Source organism: Lactobacillus sp. UMNPBX17, from assembly GCF_002553735.1.
GTDB lineage: Bacteria > Bacillota > Bacilli > Lactobacillales > Lactobacillaceae > Lactobacillus > Lactobacillus gallinarum.
Map to the genome: position 1 here is coordinate 1 of NZ_PCYT01000029.1, position 21,739 is coordinate 21,739.

Below are 21,739 nucleotides of genomic sequence, written 5' to 3' on the forward strand. Positions count from 1 at the left end.
AGGTTTAATAATTTAATCAGAGGGCGAAAAGGTAGGTTCTTTTCGCCTTTATTTTATGCAAAAAAAGAGCCGAATCACAACGATTCGACTCTTTTCAATTTGTCAATGTCTTAACTTAATGACATTGATTAATAATCAGCAGCATCTTTTTATTTAATTTAATAAAAATAAAAAGATGCTGCTTAATTTGATGTATACTAAATTTAAGTTATAAAAACTAAAAGAAACAGGTGAAATTCATGCATTTAATCGATGTAACTAACAACTATTCTAACTTGGTTCACAGTCAGCTCAATACTACCGATGCTAATTACGTTAAAGTATATTCATTAGGAAATACTTCAGTAATTTATACCGAAAGCAAAAATGCAATCGGCATTGCACTTGAAAACCATGATCGCCGTGTCCGTGAAGATGAAATTGAATTTGTCATCAAACGATTAATCAAAGATTACGATTCTTCATATACTTTAACCGTTGACAAGAGCCGTCACGTCATTGAAATTCACGTCGACAAGTAAATTAAATAAATTTAATCACAAAAATAAGCGTCTAGAGGATTTATTTCCTAGACGCTTATTTTTTATTAGAGCTTTTCCGTTAATTTAACATCCGGATACTTGTCGTGGAAGAATCGTTCTGCAAATTCATTCTCAAACAAGAACAATGGATTGCCATAACGGTCTTTTACTAGAAGATTACGGCTGTTAGACATACGAGGATCAAGTTGCTCTGGATCAATCCAACGCGCAACTCTATGTCCAATACTATTCATCTCAACTTCTGAATTATATTCATTCTTCATTCTGAATTGGAAGACTTCAAATTGCAATTGACCAACCGCACCTAAAATATATTCATCGGTTTGGTAATTACGGTAAAGCTGAATAGCACCTTCTTGAACCAACTGATTCATTCCCTTGTGGAATGACTTTTGCTTCATCACATTCTTAGCAGTTACCCGCATAAACAATTCTGGAGTAAATTCTGGAAGTGGTGGATAAACGATTTTACGTTTACCTGAATAAATACTGTCTCCAATTTGGAAGTTACCAGTATCGTACAAACCAACAATATCTCCAGCTACGGCATCTGAAACTTGCACACGTTCACTAGACATAAATTCAGTTGCATTATTCAAACGGATTGGCTTACCTGTTCTTGCTAAAGTAACATCCAATCCTTTTTTAAATTCACCACTACCAACACGGACAAATGCGATTCGATCACGGTGGTGAGGATTCATGTTAGCCTGAATCTTAAAGACAAAGCCTGAGAATTCCGGATCTTTTGGACTAAGTTCTTCATCCCCATTAACAGTATGACTTTCAGGAGCCGGTGCTAAATCAACGAAACTATTTAAGAATGTTTCTACACCAAAATTGGTTAAAGCTGAACCGAAGAAGACTGGAGTTTGATCACCCAAAGCAATTTTTTCAGGATCAAATTTATTACCAGCTTCTTTAACCAATTCAATTTCATCAAGAGTATCTTGGAATTGAGGATCTTGACTCAATGGTTCGCTATCAGGCAAAGTACCATCTTCATTCAATGGTAAGAAACGGTCTGCGCCATCTTTGCGGTACAATTCAACGCGATTATTAGCAATATCATACAAGCCTTTTAAAGTTTGACCAGAACCAATCGGCCAGTCCATTGCTACACCTTCAATGCCGAGCAAATCTTCAAGTTCAGCAATCAAATCAAGTGGTGGTCGACCATCACGGTCTAACTTGTTCATAAAAGTAAAAATCGGAATACCACGTTTTTTAACAACTTTAAATAGTTTCTTAGTTTGTGGTTCGATACCCTTTGCAGAGTCAATTACCATGACAGCAGCATCCACCGCCATTAAAGTACGATAGGTATCTTCTGAGAAATCTTGGTGTCCTGGTGTATCCAAGATATTGATTCTCTTGCCCTTGTACTCAAACTGCATAACGGAACTAGTAACTGAAATACCACGCTTTTTTTCAATTTCCATCCAGTCACTTGTAGCAAAGTTACCAGTTTTACGGGCTTTAACAGTACCAGCTTTTCTAATTACCCCACCAAATAACAGCATTTGTTCCGTAATTGTTGTCTTACCTGCATCTGGGTGAGAAATAATTGCAAATGTTCTTCTTTTCTTTACTTTCTCTGCTAACTCTTTATCCATTACTCTTTTTTATCTTCTTCCTTTTTTATTTCTTGTTTATCCTTTGTCAACAAAACCGTAAGTAAACGTGACCCTTTCATTCTTCTAGTAGTCAAAGTCATCCCGTCACCAATGTCAACGGTTAACTTTTCCCCTTTAGCTGGGATCATCTTCAAGGTATTAATGACATAACCTGCTACCGTATCTACATCTTCCATTTCAAGATGCGTACCAAATTGCTCATTAAAATCATCTAACGGCATTTTTCCATAGATAATATACTTATTGGGCGCAATTTGATTATACAAAATCTCTGTATGATCAACCTCGTCGTCGATATCCCCTACGATCTCTTCGACAAGGTCTTCAATAGTAGCCAAGCCAGTTACGCCACCATACTCATCTGTTAAAATAGCTAGTTGACGCTGCGTTTGCTGCATTTCCATCAACAGATCCCCTAATTCTGCTGTTTCTGGTGCAAATAAAGGTTCAGTCATTACATCTTGATAATCAAGATTTTCAAACCCCTTAATCTTAGCCTTACGCAATACCGTTCTGATATGAATTATGCCGACGATTTTATCCTTATCTCGTTTATATACTGGAATACGCGAATACGGCTTACGCAATATTTCATCAAGATTATCTTGAAAACTCACATCCGCATCTACCATAAACGCGTCTGTTCTTGGTACCATTACTTCGCGAGCCATTTTCCCCTGAAAGTCCAGAATTCTTTCAAGCATTGAGAACTCAGTATCATTAATTTTATGATTATCATGTAAATTGATAATTTCTTTTTCTAAATGATCTTTAGTTCCTTCTTCTGTCTCACCTGACAATCTATTTTTAAGGCGAACAAAAAGATTCTCCGCTCCAGGATCACTACTCATTTTTTTACTCTCTTTCTTAAAAAAGTTATCTAAATAAAGTTATTATAGCATAGAGCAATTAACAGTATGTTAAAATAGCAAATAAGACTAAAAGGAGGAAATCCTTATGAAAAAAAGCCACGTTTTATTGGTTTTTACTTTTTTATTACTTGTTCCATATATCTGTAGCTTACTAATTATCGGTATCGGCTATAATGCACTAGTTCTCCATTCGGCAGAAATTTACCGCACAATTATTGGTGCTTTAGTCGGTTCTATCATTATGTTTGCAGTTAAAGCTACGATTCAACGACCAGTTGATCTATTAGCTATGCAAACTAATGACGGTTTGTTAAAGCAGCTTTTGCGCTTTTTCAGTATTAGACGACGCTATTTCTTATTATTTGCAAATATCGTCTTAGATTTTATTTTATGCTTTGCCGCAACTTATTTAGTACGTGCCGTGTTAACACTAGATCAAATTGTAGGTAGTTCCATCGGTTTCGTCTTATTAATCATGTTCGTATCAACTTGTCTTGGCGCTTATGTTGAATACGATAATCTATCAATCGATCCACAACAACATTAATTATTCACTGACCTTTACGTAAAATGCTTGGGTCAGTTTTTTTGTATCTAAATCTAGATCCCAGACAATATATGGAGTATCGCTATCACCTAAGTTCTCATAAACCTTAACTCCATTGGCTACTACCTTTTTTACAAAATTAGGTACAGTGCTATTTAATGGCAAGTTAAAGTAAACTAAATTTTGATTTTCTTCTACTTCTTCATCTATTTCAGCCTTAGGTAATTCAAACTTCATTAAACCTGTTGGCACCTTATCAGCTTCCACATCAGTTACTACGCCATACCAGTACATAAAGCTATCTGGGCCTGAAACAATTAAGGCTGAACGCTTATTTTCTAGATTATTATCTGCTAAAAACTTTTGAAATACTTCATCATTTTCCATTTGTTGATTAGATTCCATAAAACTCTTTTGGGCATTCATCAAACTATCTGGGAAAGGACGGCCAACAAATAACTTCTTATCAATATTCTTTTTCATTTTTTCTCCTTAATATTCTGCTAAATCATCAAAATTAATTACTTCACCATTTAAAAATGCATCAATTTCACTAGTTGAAAAACCATGGCTGAAGAGATATTTCTTCATCCGAAACTTGCATTCACTTTCATCATAGCGACGAAAACGTTTATAGGCTTTGATGCCCTGCTTTTTTAAAGCTTGCATTTGCAAATCTTCATCATCTTCAAGATCTAAAGATGCAATTATTTCACTGCTAATTCCACCGTCAAAACCATGCATTAATAACTTAGTTTTCATCTTACGCTTTAATTCTCGCTGAGCCAGTTTACCTGCTTGATGAATCATCGATTTGATTACTCTTTGACCGACTTCAATCCAGTCTTCATCCATCACTTCGTCTAATTCTGTCTGACTGATTTCTGGATCAACACCTTTTTGCGTTAATTTACGTAGCAAACTTTTCGGTCCATCTGATCCGACACGTAAATCATTTTTAATAAATAATTTAGCATACTGACGATCATCTAAATAACCTAACTCATTTAACTGATTAACGGCACTATTAGCAGCTTCATCAGAAATTTCATGCTTTTTTAAATACTGCAAGACTTCAAAAATAGTTCGAGGTTCGTAACTCAAAAAATGTGCTGCTAGATCACTAGCTTTAGCAGCAGCATCAAATTGTCTGATTTTTTCAACTTGCTCATCATCAAGTTCTTTTCCTTTTAAAAGAACAAACTCAGCGACTGTTTTTTCACCAGCAGAAAAAGCATATTTACCATCTAGGAAAATATTATAGCGACCTGGGCGCTTTTGTGCACTAACTTTGGTTATGATCATTTTTTCACCTCGCATATTCCAAAATACATGCTAGCAAATTTTTTTAAATCTTGCTAAGAACTTTTACCAGGTAGTACAATTAAAAGCAATGTAATTAGTTTTTAGTAGAAAGAATAAGATGATGAATAAAAAATTTACAAATAAAAAACAACATCATGAAAAAGATGTAATTATCACAATTAAACGTTTGGGAATTAATGGCGAAGGAATCGGCTATTATAAAAAGAAGATTATCTTTATCCCAGGTGCTTTGCCAGATGAAGTAGTCGTAGCCAAAATTGTTAAGAGCTACCCTCACTATCTTCAAGGTGAACTTGTCCGCATTAAGGAAAAGAGTCCTGATCGAGTAGCTTTCCCAGAAGGCGTAGATCCAGAAATTGGTGGATTGGAACTAGCACATTTGTCTTATGAAAAGCAACTTGAATTCAAGCGTAATAATATGCTTGAATCACTTAGAAAGTACCATCCAAGAAACTATGCTAAATACAAGGTTAAGAAGACTATCCCTGCTCCTGATGAATGGCATTACCGCAATAAGGCACAATACCAAATCGAAAATGTTCACGGTAAAACTAAATTAGGTCTTTTTGCACCAAATTCTCACCGCTTGATCGATTTGCCTAAGATGCCTACGCAAAGTGAAGACACTCAAAAGACTGAACGTGAAATCAAAGTTTTAATTGAGAAGTTGCATGTCCCTGTTGCTAACTTCCGTCGTCATTTACCCGGCGTCAAAACTATCGTAGTGCGTCAATCTGAAGCTAGCAAAGAAATTCAAGTTACTTTGATCACCATTGGTCACAAGATCAAGAACTTAATCCCACTTGCTAAAGAAATCATGAAGCTGGATAATGTCGTCAGCGTTTACCAAAACGAAACTGAATGGCAAAATCCACAAGTTTGGGGCAACAAGACCGAAAAGCTTTTAGGTAAAAACCAAATTACTGAAGAAATCTTAGGCAAAAAATTCGCCTTGTCTCCGCGTGCCTTCTTCCAACTCAACCCGGTTCAAACTGTCAACCTTTATTCAGAAGCATTGAAATACTTAGACTTAACCCCAGATCAAACTTTGATCGATGCCTATAGTGGCGTTGGTACCTTAGGTATTTTGGCTGCTGATCGCGTCAAGCAAGTTATCGGAATCGAAACTATTCCTGAAGCCGTTAAAGATGCAGAGCACAATGTGGAACTCAATCACATCAAAAATGCAGATTACATCCAAGGCAGCGTAGAAAAGGTATTGCCTGAATTAAAGAACAGCGGCGTTTCAATCGATGCCTTAATCGTTGACCCACCTAGAACAGGCTTGGCTAAAAAATTAATCAAAACTCTTTTACAGGTAAAACCTGAAACTTTTGTTTACATTTCATGTAACCCATCTACTTTAGCTCAAGATTTAGTCTTATTAAGTGAAGTTTACGATGTCCGTGTAATCCAAAATGTGGATATGTTGCCACAAACTCCACGTTGTGAAGCAATCGCTAAATTAGTTTTAAGAAAATAAGATAAGAAAAACAACCTAGTTATCAGCTAGGTTGTTTTTGCATACAAAAAGCGACTGTCGGGCAATCCTTGTCTCTTAGCAGTCGCAATTCAAGTGGATGAGGTAGCTCATCAAATTGATAGTCACGATCTTCAACTGTTCGTTATGTATTAAAACAATGGCATCATCGTAACCAATATTAACATTCACTTGTTCGGGTCTTTACATAAAACGTAACTTTTAATGAATTGGAGTTTTGTAAACAGCCATTATTAGGGCTGATACCTCTACATATAGAGAATCTTTCAAGTTTCCAATAATAATACAATTCTGGAGATAAAAACTTACTTATATTTATACTTGTTAACTTAATTTCTACCTCTTCCACGTCACTAATTATATCCTGTTGTGTAACCGCTTGCAATAATTAATGAATATATTTTTTCAAAAAAGCTTTGATAACTTGTCGATATTTATTTTTGTACATTGGATAAGATAGAGCGTGCCCAGCTAACGGTGCAACCCATAAAAACTTAGGTGCATTAGTTGCCGCATAATTTTGATACACCATTTCGGTAGGCACAAAGTGGTCTTTTCCACCATGGATAAACAAAAACGGCCGCGTATTCTTCCGCAATTGTTTAACAGATGATGCTCGTTTTAAGAAAAAGCCATTCTCTATTCTATTAATACCACTCATGGTCTTGATCAAAGGTTTACGAATTACTTTAGGCAAACCAAATAAATTACCTGCTTGATAATCCACTTCTTCTTTTACACTGGAATATCCACAATCTTCAATAAATGCTTTTACCTGCTTAGGTAATTTTAAGCCGGAAACCATCATCGCAGTAGCACCGCCCATGCTTTGTCCCATCACGACGATCTGAGTATCATCCCCAGTATAGCCAATCGCTTTTTTAATCCAGCGTAAAATATCGTCTTTTTCTACCCAGCCATAGCCAATATATTCGCCTGAGCTGCGTCCATGTGCCCGCGCATCAGGCAACAAGACATTATATCCCAAATCATAAAACATCTTGGCAAAACCAGCCATGCTATCTCCGTCGCTCATAAAGCCATGCAATAAAATCGTCGTCTTCTTAGAATGATTATCAAGATAGTTAGCATATAAACTTATATTAGAATCTACTCTTAAAATCCATTCTTGTTTTTCAAATTCTTTGAACCCAAGCTTGTCACGATATAGCGCATCCCTACCGGATAATTCTTTAGATTCTGGCTTTTTCTTATAAGTGGTCATCGCGTATTTAAAAAAATAGTCGCTAATTGCTAACCACCCTAGTCCAGCCAAAGTCAAAGACGATAATATTATTTTTTTCTTCATTTTGATTCTTCCATGTTAATTTACTTTATTATTCGTTCTATAATTAGTTAATAACTATTACTAATTTTAATTATACTTGAAAATGCGCTTAACAGATTTACTTCAATTAATTAACGATTTAAATATTAATACCACTTTTTATCTAAAAATAGACGATAAAGTTGTTCCTTGGGGCAAACTAACTCTGGTAGATGGCCACTGTCTGCTTTATCCAGGAGAAGAAGCAATGACTAAGACTAAACTGATCCGCTTAGTAGGTCATATGCATAACCGCGGTATTCCTCTTTTAATAGCAGTTGACCAAGAAGAACATCACATTTTTGGATTACAAATCAAAGAAGACAACAATCAAATTGTTCTTATGTAAAAAGGCTACGATCATCATGATCATAGCCTTTTCCATTTTACTTAACTTTATATTGACGAATATTGCCTTTAGTACCTGCAAAATACCAAGTGCCTTTTTCATCATCACTAGTTAATTCTTCATTGTCTTCCGGATCTTCAAGCGCAGTATTAAACACATCTTCGTATTCAGGAATACTTAACTTTTGACGTCTTTCAAGCATCTTTTCATCGCTGGCTGCATTAATTTCTTTTTCATAGCCAGCTACAAGATTGCCACTGTAAAATTCACCCATGGCACCTGAGCCATATGAGAATAAACCAACTAATGAGCCAGCTGATAAATTACCGTTTTCAAGCAAACTCAACAAGCTCATATAAAGAGAGGCAGTATAAATATTACCAACTCGACGTGATAATTGTTTAGAAGCAGCAAATGAATTTTGCAATTTTTCAGTAGTGGCTTCATCTTGATCAGCAACAGCAATTCGATTAGCCTTTAACCCCATCTTAGTGAATGGCAAGTGATAAATAATAGCATCAAAATCTTTTGTTTCCAAATTCTTTTGCTTTTTATAATCCGCAAAAGTTTTGCTAAAGAAATCTAAATAGACTTGTGTTGAATATTTACCATCAACCATTGCTAATTTAGAGTTATTTGGACGCCAAAAGTCATTAATGTCCTCGCTGTATGCACTGTGACCATCATTTAAAGCTAAAATAGCTGGATCAGCCTTAATCAGCATACTTACACTACCAGCACCTTGGGTTACTTCACCCGCAGTACCAATACCGTAACGTGCAATATCACTACCAATAACCATTGCAGTTTGGTCGGGATGAACTCTAACGAAATCACGTGCAATCATTAAGGCAGCGGTTAAGCCAAAACATGCCTCTTTTACTTCAAAAGTCCGCACTTCTGGTTTTAATTTAAGTGCTGTCTTAACAAAAAGTGAAGCTGATTTAGATTGATCGATCCCGCTTTCGGTACCAAAGACCAATAAACCAATCTTATCCTTATCAATCCGGTCAATGTACTTCATCGTTGCATTAATTCCCATTGAAACAGCATCTTGGGTTTGATCTGCAACGCTCATTTCACTTTGACCAATACCGATCAAAAACTTATTTGGATCTTCATTTCTTGCATGGGCTAAATCAACCATGTCTACATATTTGTTAGGAGTAAAAAGTCCAATCTTATCAATACCTACTTGCATTATTTTCCCTCTCTTATTTGCTTTAAAACAAGTTGTGCATAACTTTCAGAATAATCTTTTTGCTCAATTATTTGTGTTAATACCTGCTTCTTTTCATCATCACTGGCATCAAGTTCAGCGACGATATTGCGTGCTTGCAGCTTCATATGTCCTGCTTGAATTCCTACAGTAGAAATCGCCAATAGTGCTGCCAGATTATTAGCTAACCCAACACTGACAATAATTTCGGCTAACTTAGCACTGGTAATCTTCTTACCTAAAATAGCAAAACTCTGCTGTACATCTTTGCGAGCCTTAATAGAACCACCAACTACTCCAATAGCCATTGGCAAAGTTAATTCGCCAACTAGCTTGCCATCTTGCATAGTCCATTTAGACAAACTGCGATAATGTCCATCTTGGTTAGCTAAAACTGCAGTCGCACTTTCAATTGCGCGGTAATCATTTCCTGTAGCAATTAACACCGCATCAACGCCATTCATGATTCCTTTATTATTGGTTACTGCTCGATATGGATCTTCATAACCAATTTTGCTGAGCAAAGCAACACGTTCAGCTAATTTCCGGCCACCCATTGTTTTAGGATCAAGAGTAACTATAACCGTAGTCAACTGACTAGGATAATTTGATAAAATGGCAAATAATTTTTCTTCAACACCTGGGAATTGTTTTAATTTAGCTGCTAAAAATTCCAAGATAGAATTTGTCTTATTTGCTCCCATTGCTTCAGCGGGATCAACTAAAACTTTAAGATAGACTAAATCACCTTTTTGTTCAGCCTCAATTGATCTAGTTCCACCACCGTGACGAATTAAACTAGCAAATTCTGTATTAGCTAAATCGATCAAATCAGGAAATTGTTTTTTTAAGTTTACCAAAGAAAAGTCAGAATTTATCTTTAAAACGATTTGACCATAGATTCCTGTTCGCTTGCTAGTTGCCTTGACTCCACCATTTCGTGCAAAAATATGAGCACCATGATTAGCAGCTGCCACAACTGAAGGTTCTTCTACAGCCATAGGGACCATATACGATTGCTCATTTAGTAAAAGATTTTGCACTACTCCCAAAGGCAACCGTAATTGGCCCACAACATTTTCGCTTAATTTGTCTAAGCGGTTAAGAACCTGATCATCAATATCTTCTAAATTTATTCCTTCAGATTGTAAAATTTCTCGCCTTTGCTCAGGCTTTAATTGATAAAACTTCATTAAACATTCTCGATTTCATATGCGATTGCTTGACCACCGCCAATGCACAAAGTTACCAATGCACGCTGGCCTTGCTCCTTCTTTAAGCCACTAATTGCAGAACAAATTAATCTGGTTCCAGTTGCACCTAATGGATGTCCCAACGCAATGGCACCACCCATGATATTTAATTTATCATCAGGGATTTGCAAATCACGAGCTACTGCTACGCTTTGCGAAGCAAAGGCTTCGTTTAGTTCTACAATATCATAATCATTAATTGAACGTCCTGTTTTTTCAAGCAGCTTCTTCACGGCAAAATATGGTGTATATCCCATATAAGCAGGATCAAATCCAGCTTCCGCAAAAGCTCCTAGCTTAGCAATCGGCTTTAAGTTTAATTCCTTAACCTTGTCTTCTGTGGCTAATACCAACATACTTGCACCATCTGTTAATGGAGACGAATTACCGGCGGTTACGTCACCATCCTCTTTAAAGACCGGTTTTAATTGACTTAAGGCTTCCATAGAAGTATCTGGACGAATTGGCTCATCATGATCTAAAGTTTCACCATCAATTTCAATTGGCAAAATTTCGTTATCAAAAAAGCCATATTTCGTTGCTTCTGCCGCTTTTTTATGAGAACGAAGACTAAATTCATCCATCTCTTCACGGGTAACATGATATCTTTGTGCAACGTTTTCGGCGGTAATCCCCATATGTTGTCCAGAAAAAGCATCCATCAAACCATCATTTATCATAGTATTTACTAAATGGTCTGCAGGATTTTCTTTATTTTCTTTTTTAACCAAATATGGTGCACGGGTCATGCTTTCGCTACCACCAACTGCAACTAGATCTAAATCGCCCATTTCCATTTGACCTTGAGCTAAACGGACAGCCTTAAGGCTAGAGCCACAAACATCATTAATCGTTGCCGCAGTGGATTCTTCTTTCATCCCTGAATTAAGAGCAACCTGACGAGCCATATTTTCACCCAAGCCTGTACTCAAAACATTGCCCATAAAAAGTTCTTGGACCTTATCAGGATTAATATTTCCATCTTTTAACGCGCCCTTTAATGCCATTACGCCAAGATCAATTGCCGAAGCATCTTTAAAAAATCCACGATACTTGCCAAAAGGTGTTCTCTTGGCTGCTACAATATAAATATTTTTCATCACTTTTTCTCCATTTGTATTATTAACACTATGATCATAACAAAAAATATTAAAAAAAACATAAAAAGACTACGCTCTCGCGTAGTCTGTAAACAATTATCTGCTTTTTATTTATTATTCTTATCTTCAGCTTCAAATTGCTTAGATAGCTTCTTAATATATGCACGCAATTGATCCTTAATTTCAGGATGCTTTAGTCCATATTCAATAGAAGTTTCAAGATAGCCTTCTTTATTACCAACATCATGACGTTCACCCTTAAATACATGAGCAAACACGCGTTGTGTCTTATTCATCGTATCAATGGCATCTGTTAATTGGATTTCTCCGCCACGCCCTGGTTTTTGATGAGCCAAAATATCAAAAATTTCTGGTGTAAGCAAGTAACGTCCAATAATTGCATAATCACTTGGTGCCTTATCAATATCTGGCTTTTCTACAAAAGACTTAACGTTGATTAAACCAGGCATGATTTCATTTTCAGGTTCAATTACCCCATATTTAGAAACTTCTTCATGAGGCACTGGCATTACAGCAATAGTAGAAGCATGAGTCTTGTCATAACGATTAATCAATTGCTTAGTTAAAGGAATTTTGTCATCCATCAAATCATCCCCAAGCATTACTACAAATGGCTCATCTCCAACAAAGCTGCGAGCACGATAAATTGCATCCCCTAAGCCTGCTGGATGTGGTTGTCTAGTATAGTACAAATTGACACCTAAGTTGGTAATACCTTGGGTCAACTTAAGCAACTCGCTTTTACCCTTTTCTTCCAAGTCTTGTTCAAGTTCTGGATTAGAATCAAAATGATCTTCAATTGGTCGCTTATTTTTACCAATAACAATCAAAATATCTTCAATACCAGACTTCTTGGCTTCTTCTACGATAAATTGAATTGTTGGTTTATCAACAATTGGCAACATTTCTTTAGGTAAAGCCTTAGTTGCAGGTAAGAATCTAGTACCTAAACCGGCAGCTGGAATAACAGCTTTTCTTACTTTCATACAGACACTCTTTCTATTCTCTTAACTTTTAACAGTATCATAGCAAAATCGTGATTTTAGAGCTACTTTTGTTTTCGCCTTTTATCTTGAATATAACTTGCAATCCTACCAGCAGAATACTCAAGCTCTCCTACTCGATTACGAATAATCGTTGCATTAACAGCAACGCCAAATAAAAACAATAGTGAAGCAATGTTCAACCACAACATAAAGATAATAAACGTACCGACAATGCCGTAGTTTTTCCAAGTAATTGGAAAGTTATGCAAATAAAAACTAAATAAAAATGATAACGCCATCCATCCAAATGAAGTGACAAATACCCCCGGCCAAATTACACGTTTCTTTAGTTTAATATTTGGCAAAACATAATTTAAGTAAAATACCGCCAAAATTATAATCAAGAAAATCACAGGATAACGATAGCTAAATATTTTACCAATTTCATGAACTGGTACTTTAAAAATTGCATCCATTAAATCTAGCAATTCTTGACCAAACGCCAATATTACACCAACTGCAGTAAAGATGATAATCATCAAAGTAGTAAAGATGACTGTGATCAACCTTGTCCACAAAAAATTAAGCATTGAAAGTTTTAATTCAACTTGGTGAACACCATACAGTCGGTTCTCACCTAATCTAATTGCATTAACTAAATTAGAAAAAGACCAAATCGCTAAAATAATACCAAATGAAATATAGCCAGTAGATGTCGTCTTCAATAAAGAATTGATGATCGGCATAATAAAACTAGATACTTGATCTGGAAAAATCAAATTTAAATATTTTGCAATAGGCGCTGTATCAATATGAAACAGAGGCAGGACATTTCCGATAATAATGATAATCGGAAAGATTGAAAACAAAATATAATATGCAATTACAATTGAACTATCAATAATCTCACCTTGCGACAAAATCGTTCGCAAAGTAAGAAAGAAATCACTTATTTTTGAATTAGATTTCTTTATCTCATTTTTCATTCAAGAACCTAATCATCCATCTCATCAAAGTGAGGGATGTATTTTTCTAAACCATCATATGGTTTTTGTAAAGTTAAGATCTTAGGACCATCTTTAGTAATAGCAAAAGTGTGTTCAAATTGAGCAGCATTTGAACCATCTGGAGTTGCGTAGTAAACCCAGTCATCGTTAGGGTCATCAACTGTTCTTTGGTCAATATGCCAATCGCCACCTGCTTCAACCATTGGTTCACAGGTAATAGTCATACCTTCACGAAGACGAATGCCGTGACCAGCCTTGCCCCAGTGTGGTACTTCTGGATCTTCGTGAATTGATGGTTGAATACCGTGACCAATTAATTCACGGACATCGCCATAATGGTTTTCGTCTTCAACCCAATGTTGAATAGCGGCACCAATATCACCGATACGGTTACCTAAAACGGCTTGATCAATTCCTAAGTACATTGCCTTCTTAGTTACTTCGATTAATTTCTTATCAGCTTCTGAAATTTCACCAACTGGATAAGTAGTGCATGAATCTGACTCGTAACCATTTAAGTTGCAAGTTACATCAACCTTAACGATGTCGCCTTCCTTTAAGATACGATCTTTTCTTGGAGTTTGGTGAGCAATTTCATCGTTAACTGAGATACAAGTACCATACTTGTAGCCTTCAAAGCCTTGTTCTGAAAGACGACCACCACGACTCTTAACAAAGTCTTGGCAGAATTCTTCAATTTCCCAGGTTGAAATTCCTGGCTTAATTACATCACGCAAGCCTTCAAACATTGTTGCAAGAAGATGGCCTGAAGCTTGCATACCTTTAAGTTCTCTAATTGATTTAATTGTAATCAAAACAAATTCTCCTTTGATAAAACTTTTTTAGTTTCAGATACCACTATTATACCGTTTTACTAAATACTTTTAAAAGGCTAATCATTTTCGTCTTTCAAAGTATTGAGTGTGACGTAAATTTCTTTGGCGATTATAATCTCTGCCATTTAAGTGGAAATGCTCGCCATATACTAAAGAAACAATCTTATATTGTCCCGACTTTGTCTTGCCGAAGATCACATAATCGCTCCATGTGTCTCTAGCAAAGCTATCCTCAAAGCCTTCATTAAATTGAACTTCTTTATCCTGACCATTGACGTTTAATTGCGTAATAATCAAATTTTCGTCTAACTTGGCATATTTGACAACTTCAATATTATTAACAACGGTATCATCAATCGTTCCCTGTGAGATCTTCAATTTAATTTCCTTAACCATGGCTTCGTAGAAATATTTATCTAAATATTTTCTAAGTAAATGCAGACTATGATGGCGGTTGACATATTTTTCGCGTAAAAGCTGACTATATAAATACTGAGCTTGAACATAAGTCTCTGTAAAACTATCATCTAATTCATTATTTTCCACTAATTTAATTTTGGTTAACCGCAGCATTTTCTCGAACTTACTAATTATTAAATTAGGTTGAAAAAGTGTATAGGCGTTGTCGCTTTAAATGGTACGCATAATGAATCTTGCGCAGCCAATAGCGGAATCTAGAAAAAAAGCATTTCTAAATATACTAATCCTCCCAGAACTAGGAAAATTAGTAATATTACTCCCCAACTATGTAAATCAAAGAAATCTGCATCACTATCTGAATCTGATGACGACCAACCACCGCCGCCGGATAAAGAACCACCACCTGTTGAAGTACTGCCTCCACCCGTTGATCCCATCGAAGCATAGGTTGGCTGATTATAACAACTTTGCCCAACTACGGTTGTCGCACTTAAGGCTAAAAACAAAATAATAAAAATTCTGAAAATTTTATGCATAAATTACCCTCTACTAAAAAAACTCTGTTATCTCTGATTTACTTCACCGTTTGTTTAATTAAAAATACAGAAAAAATTTTAAATCCATAAATATAAGGCAAAATAATGAATTTCAATTTTAAAAATTTGATAAAACCAAACGATTTTACGATAGTTTCATGTATAATAAAATGTCGTATAATGCAGTGAAAGGTATGAAAAATCATGAAAGCAAGAATTGTCTACGCCAGTATGACTGGCAATGATGAAGACATGGCAGATATATTAGAAGAAGATCTTCAAGACTATGGCTTTGACGTTGAAACCAGCGATGTTGGTTTTACGGATGCCAACGATTACTTAGAAAGTGATCTCTGCATTTTCATTACTTACACTTATGGTGAAGGTGCAATGACCGATGAAATTGCAGACTTTTATGAAGAATTAAAGGCTTTAGATTTAAGTGGTAAATATTTTGCTGTCATGGGTTCTGGAGATAAGACCTATGGTGAACACTTCTGTGAAAATGTTTTTGACTATGAAAAGGCATTTAAAGAATGTGGTGCTACTGAGATTACTAAACCAGTCACTATTGAAAATGCGCCTGACGATGAAGCAATTGATCTAATCGACCAAGCTGCAAAGGAAATGGCTGATAAGCTACATGACTAAAAATAAAAAAGAAGTTACTGCTGTCGATCAAGCTCAAATTCGACAATTAGGGCAAAAAATACTTAAAAGACACCGTAATCTTTGGGTATACATGATTTTTGGCTTTGTAGCTGCCTTAATTAACACTTTAGTCTTTATGGTGCTTCACTCTTGGTGGCACAGCGTAATGGTGATTTCTAACACCATTGCTTTTATTGTGTCCAACCTGGCATCATTTTACTTTAACCAAAAAGCCGTTTTTATTAATAATGTCGATAATGATCACAGCACATGGCATAAATTAATAGTTTTCTTTACCTATCGTGTAATTAGTCTAATTCCAGATACTTTAATTATGCTGGTAGGATTATCTTGGCTTCATTTAAACGCCTTACTTGTTAAGATCATTGACCAAGTATTAGTTGGTGTATTCAATTATTTAACTACTAGATCAGTCTTTCAAAAGCAAGAACATACCATGATTGAACGAGCTAAGATGCGGATTCAAGAACAAAAAAATAAACGAGATAATAAAAAAAGTAGCAAAAATTAAATTTGGCTACTTTTTGTTTTGCTCTTATTCAAAATCTTTTGGCTTCTTTACTTTATCTTTATTGAAATAGTAATAAATCGCATCCATAATGCGATCACTGGCATGACCGTCGCCATATGGATTCTTAGCATTCGCCATCTTGTCATATGCTTCTTTATTTTCTAAAAGTTCCAGCATACTCTCTCTAACTGAGTCGACTTGCGTGCCCACAAGCTTCAAAGTACCAGCCTTCACGCCTTCGGGACGTTCAGTTGTATCACGCAAAACAAGTACTGGCTTGCCCAAACTTGGAGCTTCTTCTTGCACGCCGCCTGAATCAGTCATGATAAAGTAGCTGCGTTTTGCTAAATTGTGGAAATCAACCACATCAAGCGGTTCGATCAAATGAATTCGAGGATCACCGCCTAAAACTTCGTTAGCAACTTCTTGCACACGTGGAGACAAGTGCACTGGATAAATAATTTCCACATCAGGATGCGAATCAATTACCTGACGCATCACCTTGAAGACGCGGCGCATAGGTTCGCCTTGATTTTCACGTCTGTGCATAGTCACTAAGATCACCTTGTTGCCTGGCGTAATTTTATCCATAACGGCATGATGGTAATCTTTTTGCACAGTTTGTTCTAATGCATCAATTGCAGTATTACCAGTTACAAAAATATTGTCTGCTTTATGATTTTCTTTAATCAAATTGCTCTTAGATAATTCAGTTGGAGCAAAATATAAATCAGCCAAATCGTCGGTCATTTGGCGATTCATTTCTTCAGGAAATGGCGAATACTTATTCCAAGTTCTAAGCCCCGCTTCAACATGTCCCAATGTAATTTGTTGATAAAAGGTAGCAAGTCCTGCCGCAAAACTAGTCGTTGTATCACCGTGAACCAGCACAACATCTGGCTTTTCTTCTTTGATAACCTTTGACAAATCGATCATAACTTTCGAAGTAATGTCTTCCAAAGTTTGATTCTTGTGCATAATATTAAAGTCGTAATCAGGTTTAATTTTAAAAATATCAAGTACCTGATCTAGCATTTCTCTATGTTGTGCACTGACTACAGTCACTTCATCAAAGCGCTCATCTTTTTTTAGTTTTAAAACAAGCGGTGCCATTTTTATCGCTTCAGGTCTTGTACCAAAGACAGTCATTACTTTAATCTTCTTCATAAAATTCCCTCCGATAAACTTATTTAACTATAACTGATTTATTCCTATCTTGCATCTTAATTCTGTGTTTTAATTGAAGATGTACTTACAGAAAGTTGGATATATTTATGAATTCTAGTTTAATTTTTTTAATTACTACGGCTCTATTTATTATCATTGGCAGTTTCTGCTTAGTATTTGGATTGGACAAGGCTAAGCCTGCTAAACTTAGACGACGCTTGCTTTACTCTGCTCTAATCTGCGTCTTTATCGTCTGGGGCCTGATTACTTACATTATGCTCAATCCATTAGGTTAATATTTACAAAAAAAGCCATCTGCATCACAGATGGCTTTTTTGATGACCCCGGTGAGATTCGAACTCACCTCTACGGTTTAGGAGACCATTGTTCTATCCAGATGAACTACGGGGTCAAACCTAAGATTAACTTTACCAAAAAATAAGGTAATAGTTAATCTTTTTTTCTAAAATTGTGTGGTAAAAAATGTTTTAGGATTATTGGTATCTGCAATTTTATCTGCCGCAATAACAAAAGGTGTCCAAATTGCTAAAGATATCAACATATCGACGATGCTTAAAACAATCGCACGCCAGTCATAATTGCAGGCTAAAAAAGGACCAATAATCGGCGGCATAATACTTGGCACCGCCACTTGTACCGGATTGACTAACCCCATCACGCTCACCCAATAAGAAAACGCAACATTAACTATTGGCGCTAATACAAATGGAATTAAATAAACTGGATTTAAAACAACAGGCAATCCCAATAAGATTGGTTCTCCAATATTGAAAATACCTGGTGCAAGCGCAATTTTAGCTACCGTACGATAATCACTGCGTTTAGAGAACATTAAAATTGCAACGATTAACATTAATGTACCACCGGCACCACCAAACCAGGCAAAAACATCAAAAGATCCACGGCCCCAAAGATATGGTGAAACATGTCCATTACGTACAGCCGTAATATTGCTATTTTGGGCGGTTAGCCAGATTGAATCTAAAATTGGTGATAAAACTCCCAAGCCGTTGATTCCGAAAAACCAAAATACCTGCACCAACATTGTTACTAACAACACTGTACCAAAGCCCTGGCCCCATTTAACCAATGGCATTTGAATACTGGTTAATAGCCAATCACCAAAATACTGCCCGGTCAGAACTTGAAATACATAGTTAATTCCACCGACACTAAAGATCGCAATTATCGCAGGAATCATCGAGTCAAAGGCCGCTTGTTCAGCATGTGGCAAATTAGCTGATAAATGAATCATAATTCTTGCTTTATAACAGGCCCAATAAATAAAGAACCCAGCCGAGCCAAATAAAATCGCAGTAAATAATCCTGTTGTTGAAAATTGGCTGATATCAAAAGCATCCCTAATCAAAATACTATCGCCATGAAATTTAATTTTTGCAAAACTGGCGATACTTAAAGCAAAGGATGAAAGCGAAACAATAGCCGCCGCTAACCTATTTCCTTCAAAAGCTTTAGCTAACTGGTATCCTAATGCCAACGCAAAGAAAAATGCAAAAAGAGAAAAGGTCCCTCGCCACACCAAATTGCTAATGGACACAAAAGGCTGCATTGCAAAAGCGAATGCATTCCAACCTAAATGAACTTTAGCAGCTTCAACTAAGCTTTTAATCAAAACAGCTAGCGATCCAGCAATAGTGATTGGCATCAAAGAAACAAAAGCATCCCTTAGCGCAACTAACCATCTTATCTGTCCTAAACGATTAGCTAGCGGCAATACATAATCTTCCAGCCATCTAACTAATCGATTCATTTTTTCACCTTCAGATAATGTGGATGATATCCCTTATTTTTCTTATTACGTTTCTTGTGCTTTTTCTGTTTTTTCTTAACTACCTGCTTAACTTCTGCAGCAGCTTCTTGCTTCTTTTCTTTCTTTTTCTTAGGTTTAGCAGTAGTCAAATGATACCCAGTAAAGTAAACTCGCTCTATCTGCAATTGATCGGCTAAAAGTTTCTTCAGATCACGAAAATCATGATCATCGCCTAAAGTGACCACATAACCAGTGGCATTCATTCTTCCAGTTCTACCTGCTCTATGCAAATAAGTATTTTGTTCACTTGGAATATCAAAATTGATAACGTAGGTCACACCTGGAATATCCAAACCACGCGCAGCAAGATCCGTTGCCAAAAGCAACTTTGTTTTTCCTGTAGCAAGATCATTTAAGGCCTTTTCACGACGCTGCTTACCAAATTCATTGGCTAATAATTCGAACTTAGTCTTGGTATGACCAAAAATACCGGCAAAACGCATCATGGTCTCATTAGAATCAAAGAAAAGAATACCTTTAAAATGATCTAATTTGGTCATTCTTTGTAAAAATTCAATCTTATGTTGATTATCAACTTGCAAAAAATAATGCTTGGTAGTTGAACTCTGCTGATTCCGCACATCAACTAAAAGAAAATTACGTGCAAATAATTCTTCTGCATCTCTAGTAATCTCTGAATCAGTAGCACCAAAAAGCAAAATTTGACTATCTGAACCTAAATTTTGACCTAATGCAGACAATAGCTCTAATTTAGCAAATTCCAAAATATCATCTGCTTCATCGATAATCAAAGTTTTAATTTGAGCTACCTTAATCCGACCACTAGAAAAGAAATCAAAGAATCTTCCTGGAGTAGCTACAATTACCTCAGGATGTTTTTTCTTTAAATTATCTTCTTGTCTCTTTCTATTACCAGCCCCTACTAAGGTTGCACCCTTTACATCTAATGCATGCAAGTAAGGATTAATGGCATGCCGAATTTGAACAGCTAATTCGGTAGTCGGAGCCAAGATAACTACGCTATTAGCTTTACCTTTTTCCGTTCTTTCTAAGCTAGGCAAAGCGTAAGCTAAAGTCTTGCCTGTTCCCGTTTTAGCTAAGCCTATTAAGCTAGCTCCATTTTTGATTGCATCGTATGTTTGTTTTTGAATTATTGTTGGTTCGGTTTTATGCTCTTTGAGCAATATTTGTTTTATTTTTTCTTGATACATTATTGTGTTAATTGTCCATACTTCTGTTTATATTGACTAACGGTTCCGTTATACGCGTACATTGTAATGCCTTTTTCTAAGCCAGAAACATCCTTTACGCGTCCGTTAGTTGTATAACGCCAAAATGAATACTTTAATTTATTGGGCGCTTTTTTATCCGTCGACATAAATAACGTTGCTGAATCAAAGTAATGGCGATACTTTTGATCAAGCTCCACCATTACCGTTTTACCTCGTTGCTGCAACATCTGGGTAAATTTACTCATTGATTTCAAATACTTTTTGCTAAGTCCGGCTACCGGAATAATTAAAATAGGTAAGCTGCCTGTATTATTCCCTACTTGGTTAAAAAAGTAACGATAATGCTGCAAGGCAGTTGATTCATTACTATATGAGATTTCACTACCAAAAGCGAGCTGTGTACCCAAAATTTGATCTCGATAGGATAAATAATTTTCATCAAAATAAGATCTGCCTTGTGTTGCCTTCAAATAGACAAATGAAATGCCATTAGACTGTAACTTATGCAGATCTACATAATCTATGTCCTGATTCAGTTCGATCCCGATCGGACTAGAATTAGAATCCGGTGGCAGTGTTGTTTGCTTTTTAAAATTAAAAAAGCCAATCAAAAGAAATGCAATTGCTAAAATTAATAAAGTCAAGATTGCAGGTAAAGTATATTTATGATGATACCTTTTCATGACTTTTCCTCCCGCTAATATTTTAACCAAAAATGCGAATCATACCAACCCTTGATATTTCATGTGCTAAAATAATTTATATATTAACTTTTTTAAGTCATGTGGTGATAAGTCAATGTAAATTGTAAATTTTATTTTTAATTAGTTTGTGTTAAAGCCAAAATTTGCGTGCATGAAACTAG

At 35.9% G+C, this 21,739-nt stretch carries 24 protein-coding genes and 1 tRNA gene; 7 read left to right on the plus strand and 18 right to left on the minus strand.

The features are described from left to right. Positions 1-239: 239 nt before the first annotated feature. A complete protein-coding gene (locus CP368_RS05895; RefSeq protein WP_014563970.1) occupies positions 240-521 on the plus strand; it encodes a DUF1827 family protein in 282 nt (93 codons plus the stop codon). Between the two features lie 65 nt (positions 522-586). On the opposite strand, the gene CP368_RS05900 is transcribed toward CP368_RS05895, so the two are convergent. Together CP368_RS05900 and CP368_RS05905 are read right to left on the minus strand one after the other, a co-directional pair. Continuing rightward, positions 587-2,158: a peptide chain release factor 3 gene (locus tag CP368_RS05900; protein ID WP_098043759.1), complete on the minus strand. Its 1,572-nt coding sequence runs from the start codon at positions 2,156-2,158 to the stop codon at positions 587-589. Next, positions 2,158-3,030 (minus strand): hemolysin family protein, encoded by an 873-nt coding sequence (locus tag CP368_RS05905; RefSeq protein ID WP_098043760.1) that lies wholly within the window; start codon positions 3,028-3,030, stop codon positions 2,158-2,160. The genes CP368_RS05900 and CP368_RS05905 overlap by 1 nt, the downstream gene beginning before the upstream one ends. Positions 3,031-3,136: 106 nt before the next feature. On the opposite strand from CP368_RS05905, the gene CP368_RS05910 reads away from it, so the two are divergent. After that, on the plus strand, positions 3,137-3,598 hold the full coding sequence (locus CP368_RS05910; protein ID WP_087175619.1) for a hypothetical protein: 462 nt from the start codon (positions 3,137-3,139) through the stop codon (positions 3,596-3,598). On the opposite strand, the gene CP368_RS05915 is transcribed toward CP368_RS05910, so the two are convergent. Both CP368_RS05915 and recX read right to left on the minus strand, forming a co-directional pair. After that, positions 3,599-4,081, minus strand: a complete 483-nt coding sequence (locus CP368_RS05915; protein WP_087175618.1) for a hypothetical protein — start codon at positions 4,079-4,081, stop codon at positions 3,599-3,601. 9 nt (positions 4,082-4,090) lie between these two features. Beyond that, entirely contained in the window at positions 4,091-4,903 is an 813-nt protein-coding gene (gene recX / locus CP368_RS05920) for a recombination regulator RecX (RefSeq protein ID WP_087175617.1), read from the minus strand. Positions 4,904-5,024: 121 nt separating this feature from the next. Here recX and rlmD point away from each other — a divergent pair, with 121 nt between their 5' ends. Next, positions 5,025-6,407, plus strand: coding sequence for a 23S rRNA (uracil(1939)-C(5))-methyltransferase RlmD (gene rlmD, locus CP368_RS05925; protein ID WP_098036854.1), 1,383 nt, complete (start codon positions 5,025-5,027; stop codon positions 6,405-6,407). Positions 6,408-6,813: 406 nt separating this feature from the next. On the opposite strand, the gene CP368_RS05930 is transcribed toward rlmD, so the two are convergent. Further along, positions 6,814-7,734 carry an alpha/beta hydrolase gene (locus CP368_RS05930; protein ID WP_087175615.1) on the minus strand — a complete coding sequence of 307 codons (921 nt, stop codon included), beginning with the start codon at positions 7,732-7,734 and terminating at the stop codon, positions 6,814-6,816. A gap of 82 nt (positions 7,735-7,816) precedes the next feature. Between CP368_RS05930 and CP368_RS05935 the strand changes: the two genes are divergently transcribed. After that, on the plus strand, positions 7,817-8,101 hold the full coding sequence (locus CP368_RS05935) for a hypothetical protein (protein WP_098045846.1): 285 nt from the start codon (positions 7,817-7,819) through the stop codon (positions 8,099-8,101). A gap of 37 nt (positions 8,102-8,138) precedes the next feature. On the opposite strand, the gene CP368_RS05940 is transcribed toward CP368_RS05935, so the two are convergent. The 8 genes from CP368_RS05940 to CP368_RS05975 all read right to left on the minus strand — a co-directional run bounded on the left by CP368_RS05940 (position 8,139) and on the right by CP368_RS05975 (position 15,479). Then, a complete protein-coding gene (locus tag CP368_RS05940; RefSeq protein WP_025005473.1) occupies positions 8,139-9,302 on the minus strand; it encodes a hydroxymethylglutaryl-CoA synthase in 1,164 nt (387 codons plus the stop codon). Beyond that, positions 9,302-10,513: a hydroxymethylglutaryl-CoA reductase, degradative gene (locus CP368_RS05945; protein WP_098045847.1), complete on the minus strand. Its 1,212-nt coding sequence runs from the start codon at positions 10,511-10,513 to the stop codon at positions 9,302-9,304. Before CP368_RS05945 ends, CP368_RS05940 begins: the two co-directional genes overlap by 1 nt. Beyond that, positions 10,513-11,673 carry a thiolase family protein gene (locus CP368_RS05950; protein WP_098043763.1) on the minus strand — a complete coding sequence of 387 codons (1,161 nt, stop codon included), beginning with the start codon at positions 11,671-11,673 and terminating at the stop codon, positions 10,513-10,515. The genes CP368_RS05945 and CP368_RS05950 overlap by 1 nt, the downstream gene beginning before the upstream one ends. A gap of 107 nt (positions 11,674-11,780) precedes the next feature. Next, positions 11,781-12,680, minus strand: coding sequence for a UTP--glucose-1-phosphate uridylyltransferase GalU (gene galU / locus CP368_RS05955; RefSeq protein WP_025005470.1), 900 nt, complete (start codon positions 12,678-12,680; stop codon positions 11,781-11,783). Between the two features lie 62 nt (positions 12,681-12,742). Next, a complete protein-coding gene (locus CP368_RS05960) occupies positions 12,743-13,666 on the minus strand; it encodes a YihY/virulence factor BrkB family protein (protein WP_025005469.1) in 924 nt (307 codons plus the stop codon). An 8-nt stretch (positions 13,667-13,674) separates the two neighbouring features. After that, positions 13,675-14,502 (minus strand): type I methionyl aminopeptidase, encoded by an 828-nt coding sequence (gene map, locus CP368_RS05965; RefSeq protein WP_003633294.1) that lies wholly within the window; start codon positions 14,500-14,502, stop codon positions 13,675-13,677. Positions 14,503-14,583: 81 nt separating this feature from the next. Further along, complete coding sequence (locus tag CP368_RS05970; RefSeq protein ID WP_233185807.1) at positions 14,584-15,096, minus strand: hypothetical protein; 513 nt, start codon at positions 15,094-15,096, stop codon at positions 14,584-14,586. Between the two features lie 101 nt (positions 15,097-15,197). Further along, the gene (locus CP368_RS05975) at positions 15,198-15,479 is read right to left on the minus strand and encodes a hypothetical protein (protein ID WP_098045848.1); all 282 of its coding nucleotides are present in this window, start codon (positions 15,477-15,479) and stop codon (positions 15,198-15,200) included. A gap of 204 nt (positions 15,480-15,683) precedes the next feature. Between CP368_RS05975 and CP368_RS05980 the strand changes: the two genes are divergently transcribed. Further along, a complete protein-coding gene (locus tag CP368_RS05980; protein ID WP_087175941.1) occupies positions 15,684-16,130 on the plus strand; it encodes a flavodoxin in 447 nt (148 codons plus the stop codon). Beyond that, a complete protein-coding gene (locus CP368_RS05985; protein ID WP_025005465.1) occupies positions 16,123-16,662 on the plus strand; it encodes a GtrA family protein in 540 nt (179 codons plus the stop codon). Before CP368_RS05980 ends, CP368_RS05985 begins: the two co-directional genes overlap by 8 nt. 24 nt (positions 16,663-16,686) lie before the next feature. Here CP368_RS05985 and wecB read toward each other — a convergent pair whose 3' ends face one another. Next, positions 16,687-17,829 (minus strand): non-hydrolyzing UDP-N-acetylglucosamine 2-epimerase, encoded by a 1,143-nt coding sequence (gene wecB / locus CP368_RS05990; RefSeq protein ID WP_098043764.1) that lies wholly within the window; start codon positions 17,827-17,829, stop codon positions 16,687-16,689. A gap of 107 nt (positions 17,830-17,936) precedes the next feature. Here wecB and CP368_RS05995 point away from each other — a divergent pair, with 107 nt between their 5' ends. Further along, positions 17,937-18,125, plus strand: coding sequence for a hypothetical protein (locus CP368_RS05995; protein WP_025005464.1), 189 nt, complete (start codon positions 17,937-17,939; stop codon positions 18,123-18,125). A 43-nt stretch (positions 18,126-18,168) separates the two neighbouring features. Here the strand turns inward: CP368_RS05995 and CP368_RS06000 are convergent. The 4 genes from CP368_RS06000 to CP368_RS06015 form a co-directional block, all read right to left on the minus strand. Beyond that, positions 18,169-18,241 (minus strand) — tRNA-Arg (locus tag CP368_RS06000). 51 nt (positions 18,242-18,292) lie between these two features. Next, positions 18,293-19,621, minus strand: a complete 1,329-nt coding sequence (locus CP368_RS06005; protein ID WP_025005463.1) for a PTS sugar transporter subunit IIC — start codon at positions 19,619-19,621, stop codon at positions 18,293-18,295. Further along, positions 19,618-20,853 carry a DEAD/DEAH box helicase gene (locus CP368_RS06010; RefSeq protein WP_098045849.1) on the minus strand — a complete coding sequence of 412 codons (1,236 nt, stop codon included), beginning with the start codon at positions 20,851-20,853 and terminating at the stop codon, positions 19,618-19,620. The genes CP368_RS06005 and CP368_RS06010 overlap by 4 nt, the downstream gene beginning before the upstream one ends. Then, complete coding sequence (locus tag CP368_RS06015; protein ID WP_087175937.1) at positions 20,853-21,557, minus strand: GH25 family lysozyme; 705 nt, start codon at positions 21,555-21,557, stop codon at positions 20,853-20,855. The genes CP368_RS06010 and CP368_RS06015 overlap by 1 nt, the downstream gene beginning before the upstream one ends. Positions 21,558-21,739 lie beyond the last annotated feature (182 nt).

Coding starts and splice junctions, on each gene's coding strand:
- CP368_RS05895 (WP_014563970.1), top strand. CDS start 240: ATGCATTTAATCGATGTAACTAACAACTATTCTAACTTGGTTCACAGT.
- CP368_RS05900 (WP_098043759.1), bottom strand. CDS start 2,158: ATGGATAAAGAGTTAGCAGAGAAAGTAAAGAAAAGAAGAACATTTGCA.
- CP368_RS05905 (WP_098043760.1), bottom strand. CDS start 3,030: ATGAGTAGTGATCCTGGAGCGGAGAATCTTTTTGTTCGCCTTAAAAAT.
- CP368_RS05910 (WP_087175619.1), top strand. CDS start 3,137: ATGAAAAAAAGCCACGTTTTATTGGTTTTTACTTTTTTATTACTTGTT.
- CP368_RS05915 (WP_087175618.1), bottom strand. CDS start 4,081: ATGAAAAAGAATATTGATAAGAAGTTATTTGTTGGCCGTCCTTTCCCA.
- recX (WP_087175617.1), bottom strand. CDS start 4,903: ATGATCATAACCAAAGTTAGTGCACAAAAGCGCCCAGGTCGCTATAAT.
- rlmD (WP_098036854.1), top strand. CDS start 5,025: ATGAATAAAAAATTTACAAATAAAAAACAACATCATGAAAAAGATGTA.
- CP368_RS05930 (WP_087175615.1), bottom strand. CDS start 7,734: ATGAAGAAAAAAATAATATTATCGTCTTTGACTTTGGCTGGACTAGGG.
- CP368_RS05935 (WP_098045846.1), top strand. CDS start 7,817: ATGCGCTTAACAGATTTACTTCAATTAATTAACGATTTAAATATTAAT.
- CP368_RS05940 (WP_025005473.1), bottom strand. CDS start 9,302: ATGCAAGTAGGTATTGATAAGATTGGACTTTTTACTCCTAACAAATAT.
- CP368_RS05945 (WP_098045847.1), bottom strand. CDS start 10,513: ATGAAGTTTTATCAATTAAAGCCTGAGCAAAGGCGAGAAATTTTACAA.
- CP368_RS05950 (WP_098043763.1), bottom strand. CDS start 11,673: ATGAAAAATATTTATATTGTAGCAGCCAAGAGAACACCTTTTGGCAAG.
- galU (WP_025005470.1), bottom strand. CDS start 12,680: ATGAAAGTAAGAAAAGCTGTTATTCCAGCTGCCGGTTTAGGTACTAGA.
- CP368_RS05960 (WP_025005469.1), bottom strand. CDS start 13,666: ATGAAAAATGAGATAAAGAAATCTAATTCAAAAATAAGTGATTTCTTT.
- CP368_RS05970 (WP_233185807.1), bottom strand. CDS start 15,096: ATGCTGCGGTTAACCAAAATTAAATTAGTGGAAAATAATGAATTAGAT.
- CP368_RS05975 (WP_098045848.1), bottom strand. CDS start 15,479: ATGCATAAAATTTTCAGAATTTTTATTATTTTGTTTTTAGCCTTAAGT.
- CP368_RS05980 (WP_087175941.1), top strand. CDS start 15,684: ATGAAAGCAAGAATTGTCTACGCCAGTATGACTGGCAATGATGAAGAC.
- CP368_RS05985 (WP_025005465.1), top strand. CDS start 16,123: ATGACTAAAAATAAAAAAGAAGTTACTGCTGTCGATCAAGCTCAAATT.
- wecB (WP_098043764.1), bottom strand. CDS start 17,829: ATGAAGAAGATTAAAGTAATGACTGTCTTTGGTACAAGACCTGAAGCG.
- CP368_RS05995 (WP_025005464.1), top strand. CDS start 17,937: ATGAATTCTAGTTTAATTTTTTTAATTACTACGGCTCTATTTATTATC.
- CP368_RS06005 (WP_025005463.1), bottom strand. CDS start 19,621: ATGAATCGATTAGTTAGATGGCTGGAAGATTATGTATTGCCGCTAGCT.
- CP368_RS06010 (WP_098045849.1), bottom strand. CDS start 20,853: ATGTATCAAGAAAAAATAAAACAAATATTGCTCAAAGAGCATAAAACC.
- CP368_RS06015 (WP_087175937.1), bottom strand. CDS start 21,557: ATGAAAAGGTATCATCATAAATATACTTTACCTGCAATCTTGACTTTA.